The following is a 6,190-nucleotide window of genomic DNA, read 5'->3' as shown; positions in this document are numbered from 1 at the left end:
CGCAGCGCCGTCTCGAAGGCGACGTATTTCGCCCCGGATTGCACGCCAGCCATGTTCAGCAGGTCGGCCAGTTCGAACCCGTTCCACGGCACGACCATCGACCACGCCTCGACACAGCGGAAGCGGTAGATGCGCTCTTCGATACTCATCTGCGAGAGAATGTCTTCGAGCGCGTAGGTGCCGGGCTTGTCGACCATGCCATCGATGGTGACCGACCACGGCTCGGTGGTCAGCGCATCGGCGTATTTCTTGGGATCGCCCTTGTCGGTGCCGAACTCATAGTAATTGTTGTAGCTGGTGATCTCTTCCCAGCTGTTGGGCTCGAGCCCTTCCGCCGCATGGGCGCGGCCCGCGAGACCGGCCAGCGCCAGCCCCCCTGCCCCACCGATGATCTGTCGGCGATTCAGCCACAGCGACTCGTCGGTAACGTGATGATCCTTGAGATCGCCTTTCCAGCGGAACGCCATGGGTATCCTCCTTCATACGGGTGTGGGTATCCGGGTTTCAGCAAAGGTAGCGGCAATCCGCCGATCCACCAAACCAAGCGATCTCACGTTGCGGTGTCTCCTCTGTAACTTGGGCGCAGTTTCGAGAAGGGGATCGAGCTGCCGTCGGCCTGCACGATGCGCACATGGCGGCGGCGCATCTGCCGCGGCTCCGACACGCCGACCGAATGGGCGATGGTCTCGACCTCTTTGATCACCGCTTTGGCGTAATTGGCGACCTTCATGTATTTGTCCTCGACCACGAGGCCCTTTTGCAGCCGCGGATCATGGGTGGTGATGCCGGTCGGGCAGGTGTTGCGGTTGCACTTCAGCGCCTGAATGCAGCCCATGGAGAACATGAAGCCGCGCGCCGAGGTGACAAAATCCGCGCCGAGGCAGATCGCCCAAGCCACATCCGCCGGGTTCACCAGCTTGCCCGCGGCGACGATGCGGATGCGCTCCTTCAGGCCGTAGCGGTCGCGCAGATCGACGATGCGCGGCAGCGCCTCGCGGATCGGCATGCCGACAAGATCGATAAGCGGCATGGGCGCGGCCCCGGTGCCACCCTCGCCGCCGTCGATGGTGATGAAGTCGGGCGCGCTTTCCGGCCCGCGCTCGACGATCAGCTGGAACATGCGCTCCCATTCGTCGGAGGAGCCGATCACCGTCTTGAAGCCCACCGGCTTGCCCGAGACGCGGCGGATGTGGACGATCATGTCGAGCAGGTCTTCGAAAGTGTCGATCTCGCGGTGGCGGTTCGGCGAGATGCCGGGCTGGCCCACCTTGAGGCCGCGGATCGCGGCGATCTCTGCGTTGACCTTCTCGCCCGGTAGGATGCCGCCCTTGCCGGGCTTGGCACCTTGGGCGAGTTTCAGTTCGAACATCTTCACCTGCGGACGCGCGCCCACCGCCGCCAGCTTGGCGTCGTCGATATTGCCGTGCTCGTCGCGGATGCCAAATTTGGCGGTGCCGATCTGATAGACGAGATCGCAGGCGCCAAGCTCGTGAAACGGGGCCAGCCCGCCCTCGCCGGTGTTGAGCCAGACCCCCGCCGCGGCGGCCCCGCGGCTGAGCGCCTCGACCGCCGGGCGCGAGATCGCGCCATAGCTCATGCCCGAGATGTTGAAGATCGAGCGCGCCACGAAGGGCACTTTGGCCATCGGGCCGATCACCATGGGCTCGGTCGCCGAGAACTGATCGTCGAGCGGCGGGAAGACCGCGTTCACGAAGATCGGCGTGCCGGGGATGTTGAGATTGCGGGTGGAGCCGAAGGCGACGGTGTTATCCTTGCCCTTGGTGGCATGGTAGACCCAGTCGCGCTGCGCCCGGTTGAAGGGCATCTCCTCGCGGTCCATGGCAAAGAAGTACTGCCGGAAGAATTCGCCGAGCTTGCTGAACCAGCCCCGAAAGCGGCCGATCACCGGGTAGTTGCGCCGGATTGCGTCGCCGGTCTGGGTGGTGTCGATCAGGTAGAGCAAGACCACCGCCAGCACTGCAAGACCGATGGCCACCAGAAAGACCAGTGCCAGAACCTGCAGGATATACATTGCCGCGCCCATGAAGTGCCTCTGCGTTGTCGTGTGATTGCGTAGATTGCCGGGTTTGTCGCTTGGCATGGTTACAAGGCGATGTCGCCACGGCAAGGCAGGAGTGAGCGGGCTCGAGCACTGTTAGCGCCGCAGCTTCGCCTGGGATCAGGTGGCGATCAGTGCGGGATCAGGCGAAAACCGCGCCAGATCATTCACGAGGTGCTGACATGTTCTCACGCAGGCTCGACCAGATCGCCCGGATTTGCCCGATTTCGGGCGCTGCAATAGCCCCGACCCGCGCTCCGGCAAGCCCGGCTCACGCGGATTTCAGGCTGATCCGTCTGCGAGAAGCCCCCGTAATCCTTGGTACATTCACCTGATGAAGGAGGACTTCACAATGATCCGCATGACTTCCATTGCTCTCACCACCACCGCAGCCCTGATCGCCGGCCCGGCTCTGGCCGATCACCACATGGAGAAGAACATCGTCGAGACCGCGCAGGAAGCCGGTGACTTCTCGACCCTTCTGGCCGCAGCCGAGGCGGCTGGCCTTGTGGACACGCTGACCGGCGAAGGCCCGTTCACCGTGTTCGCCCCCACCGACGAAGCCTTTGACGCACTGCCCGAGGGCACCGTGGACGAGCTTCTGATGGAAGAGAACAAGGACAAGCTGACCGACATCCTCACCTACCACGTGGTGCCGGGCAAAGTGATGTCGACGGACCTCGAAGACGGCATGATGGCCGAGACCGTGCAGGGCGAGAGCCTTGAGATCATGACCTCGGACGGCGTGACCGTGGACGGCGTGAGCGTCACCAAAGCCGACATCGAAGCCTCGAACGGCGTGATCCACGTCATCGACGGCGTGCTGATGCCCGAGTGATCTGACCGGAGCGGCCGGGCGGGATGACCCGCTCGGCCCCGCGAACAGGAAAAAGGCCCGCCGGATCGGCGGGCCTTTCTCACATTATATATAGGGCGCTGTTCAGTGCACCACGGCGTCGTCGGGACGGGGCCGGTTGCTGGCACCGATCTTGTCGCCGATGATCAGCCCGTCGGCCCCGGCGCTTACCGGCACCGTGTCGCCGTCGTGGATGTCGCCGCCGAGGATCATCTCGGCCAGCGGATCCTGCAGCGCGCGCTGGATCACCCGCTTGAGCGGACGCGCCCCGAAGACCGGATCGTAGCCTTCTTCGGCCAGCCACTTCTTGGCGTCCGCGTCGAGCGTAAGAGTGACCTTGCGGTTCGCCAGACGCTTGAGCAGCCGCGCAAGCTGGATCTCGACGATGCCGTCCATGTCCTCGCGCTTGAGCCGATCGAAGATGATCGTCTCGTCGAGACGGTTGAGGAACTCGGGGCGGAAGTGCGCCCGAACCGCATCCATCACGTCACGCTTGGCCGCGCCGCTGTCGGCACCTTCCGGCAGCTGGCTGAGCGCCTGCGAGCCGAGGTTCGAGGTCAGCACGATCAGCGTCTGCTTGAAGTCCACGGTCCGGCCCTGACCATCGGTCAGCACACCATCGTCAAGCACCTGCAACAGCACGTTGAACACATCCGGGTGCGCCTTCTCGACCTCGTCGAACAGCACCACCTGATAGGGGCGCCGCCGCACGGCCTCGGTCAGCACACCGCCTTCGTCATAGCCGACGTAGCCCGGAGGCGCGCCGATCAGACGGGCGACCGCGTGTTTCTCCATGAACTCGGACATGTCGATGCGAACCATCGCGCTGTCGTCGTCAAAGAGGAACTCGGCCACGGCCTTGGTCAGCTCGGTTTTACCCACACCGGTCGGCCCGAGGAACAGGAACGAGCCGAGCGGACGGTTCTCATCGTTGAGCCCGGCCCGTGCGCGGCGCACCGCGTTGGCCACGGCACGCACCGCCTGGCTCTGGCCGACGACCCGCTTGTGCAGACCATCTTCCATGCGCAGCAGTTTTTCGCGCTCGCCCTCGAGCATTTTCGAGGTCGGGATGCCCGTCCAGCGCTCGACCACCTCGGCGATCTGCTCGGGACGCACGGCCTCTTCGACCATGACATCGCCTTCGCCCTTCTCGGCCTGCTCGAGTTTCTGCTCGAGCTCGGGGATCTTGCCGTACTGCAGTTCCCCGGCCTTGGCGAAGTTGCCCTCGCGCTTGGCGATCTCCAGATCGGCGCGCATCCGGTCGAGCTGTTCCTTGACGTCCCGCGCCGAGGCCAGCTTGTCGCGTTCGGCCTGCCATTTGGCGGTCATCTCGGCAGAGCGCTCTTCCTGCTCGGCCAGTTCCTTCTCGAGCTTCTCGAGCCGGTCCTTCGAGGCAGCATCATCCTCGAGCTTCAGCGCCTCGACCTCGATCTGCATCTGCAGGATGTTGCGGTCGATCTGGTCAAGCTCTTCGGGCTTGCTGTCCACTTCCATGCGCAGGCGGGAAGCGGCCTCATCCATGAGGTCGATCGCCTTGTCGGGCAGGAAGCGGTCGGTGATGTAACGGTGCGAGAGCGTCGCCGCGGCCACAAGCGAAGAGTCCGAGATTCGCACGCCGTGGTGCAGCTCGTATTTCTCCTTGATGCCGCGCAGGATCGAGATCGTGTCCTCGACCGTGGGCTCCTGCACCATCACCGGCTGGAAGCGGCGTGCGAGGGCCGGGTCTTTTTCCACGTGCTTGCGGTACTCGTCGAGCGTGGTGGCGCCGACGCAGTGCAACTCGCCGCGGGCCAGCGCCGGTTTCAGCAGGTTCGAGGCATCCATCGCCCCGTCCGCCTTGCCCGCGCCGACAAGCGTGTGCATCTCGTCGATGAAAAGGATGATCTCGCCAGCGGCGGTCTCGATCTCCTTCAGGATGGCCTTCAGCCGCTCTTCGAATTCGCCGCGGTACTTCGCACCGGCGATCAGCGCCCCCATGTCGAGCGCCATCAGCCGCTTGTTGCGCAGGCTTTCGGGCACGTCGCCATTGACGATGCGCAGCGCAAGACCTTCGGCAATCGCGGTTTTACCCACGCCGGGCTCACCGATCAGCACCGGGTTGTTCTTGGTGCGGCGCGAGAGCACCTGCATCGAGCGGCGGATCTCGTCGTCACGGCCAATGATCGGGTCGATCTTGCCCTGTTCGGCGGCTTCGGTCAGATCGCGCGCATACTTCTTGAGGGCGTCATAACCCTCTTCGGCATTGGCGCTGTCCGCCGTGCGGCCCTTGCGAATGTCGTTGATCGCCTCGTTCAGCTTCTGCGGCGTGACCGCGCCAGCCTCCAGCGCCTCCTTGGCGCCGCTGCGCTCGATGGCGAGAGCCATGAGGACACGCTCGACGGGAACAAAGCTGTCGCCCGCCTTCTTCGCGATCTTCTCGGCCTCGTCGAGCACGCGCCCGGTGGCCGAATTGAGATACACCTGACCGGCGTCGCCCGAGACCTTCGGCTGTTTCGCGAGTTTCTGATCGAGGGTTTCCACCACCCGCTGCGGCGAACCGCCGGCCCGGGTGATCAGGTTGCTGGCCAGCCCCTGGTCATCGTCCATCAGGGCCTTCAGCAGGTGTTCGGGAACCAGCCGCTGATGGCCTTCCCGCATAGCGATGGTCTGCGCGGCTTGAATGAACCCACGCGACCTTTCAGTGAACTTCTCCAAGTTCATCACGTCTCTCCTTCCACAAGCGCCCGTCTGGGATTTGCCCCGCCTGCCAGGCAGCACGGAGCGGTATCGGGCCTCGGAGTAGAGATGGGCGCAGCGCATGAACGGTTCAAGAACATCGGCATGGAAAAAACGCCGGGGTGCGCCCCTCGCCCGCCCCCTGCAATGGCCTGACACCGATGTTTAACATCTTTGCCGCATGTTGGCCCGAAGAGCATGACGCTGCGCGACAATAGACCGCCCAGAGACAGCGCATTGACAGACCGACCTTTAGAAGGATGCAAGAAATGCATGTGGACCGCGTCGAATTCGACGGTTTCGAGCCGATGGAACGGGGCGCTGCCGCCCGGCTCTGCGATGGCACCGATCCCGATACCATCGGCCCGCCCGGCGGCAGCGTCTCGCTGGTCTCTCAGGATGGGCGGCTGCGGGTCTCGCTGCTCGGCGCGCCGCAGGCGCAGCGGCCCGCGCTGATCGCGGCGATCCGGCTGCTGCTGCGCATGCCGGAGTTTCGCGGCGGTGCGCAGCGGCTGACCTTCGCCAGAACGCTGCCGCTAAGCACCCGCAAGCGCCGCTAA

At 64.4% G+C, this 6,190-nt stretch carries 5 protein-coding genes (1 of these 5 cut by a window edge); 2 read left to right on the top strand and 3 right to left on the bottom strand.

All coding sequences use genetic code 11. The annotated features are described in order from the left end of the window. Positions 1–467, bottom strand: partial view of a protein-methionine-sulfoxide reductase catalytic subunit MsrP gene (gene msrP / locus ACXAD2_RS12710; protein ID WP_475170494.1) — the 5' portion only. 436 nt of this gene lie to the left of the window's left edge; the window shows 467 of its 903 coding nt (coding positions 1–467); the start codon lies at positions 465–467; the stop codon falls past the left edge of the window. 83 nt (positions 468–550) lie between these two features. Continuing rightward, the gene (locus ACXAD2_RS12705) at positions 551–2,044 is read right to left on the bottom strand and encodes an FMN-binding glutamate synthase family protein (protein ID WP_164180184.1); all 1,494 of its coding nucleotides are present in this window, start codon (positions 2,042–2,044) and stop codon (positions 551–553) included. Between the two features lie 367 nt (positions 2,045–2,411). Between ACXAD2_RS12705 and ACXAD2_RS12700 the strand changes: the two genes are divergently transcribed. Continuing rightward, on the top strand, positions 2,412–2,897 hold the full coding sequence (locus ACXAD2_RS12700) for a fasciclin domain-containing protein (RefSeq protein ID WP_157374036.1): 486 nt from the start codon (positions 2,412–2,414) through the stop codon (positions 2,895–2,897). Between the two features lie 102 nt (positions 2,898–2,999). Here ACXAD2_RS12700 and clpB read toward each other — a convergent pair whose 3' ends face one another. After that, positions 3,000–5,615: an ATP-dependent chaperone ClpB gene (gene clpB / locus ACXAD2_RS12695; RefSeq protein ID WP_475170488.1), complete on the bottom strand. Its 2,616-nt coding sequence runs from the start codon at positions 5,613–5,615 to the stop codon at positions 3,000–3,002. 284 nt (positions 5,616–5,899) lie between these two features. On the opposite strand from clpB, the gene ACXAD2_RS12690 reads away from it, so the two are divergent. Then, a complete protein-coding gene (locus tag ACXAD2_RS12690; RefSeq protein ID WP_224905699.1) occupies positions 5,900–6,190 on the top strand; it encodes a hypothetical protein in 291 nt (96 codons plus the stop codon).

The organism is Salipiger sp. ABN3_019, from assembly GCF_056158605.1.
Note: the sequence above shows the minus strand (reverse complement) of the source record. Positions and strands in the feature narration are given on the sequence as shown.

Bases quoted from the DNA above. Each gene is read 5' to 3' on its own strand.
- ACXAD2_RS12705 (WP_164180184.1), bottom strand. From the start codon at position 2,044: ATGGGCGCGGCAATGTATATCCTGCAGGTTCTGGCACTGGTCTTTCTG.
- ACXAD2_RS12700 (WP_157374036.1), top strand. From the start codon at position 2,412: ATGATCCGCATGACTTCCATTGCTCTCACCACCACCGCAGCCCTGATC.
- clpB (WP_475170488.1), bottom strand. From the start codon at position 5,615: ATGAACTTGGAGAAGTTCACTGAAAGGTCGCGTGGGTTCATTCAAGCC.
- ACXAD2_RS12690 (WP_224905699.1), top strand. From the start codon at position 5,900: ATGCATGTGGACCGCGTCGAATTCGACGGTTTCGAGCCGATGGAACGG.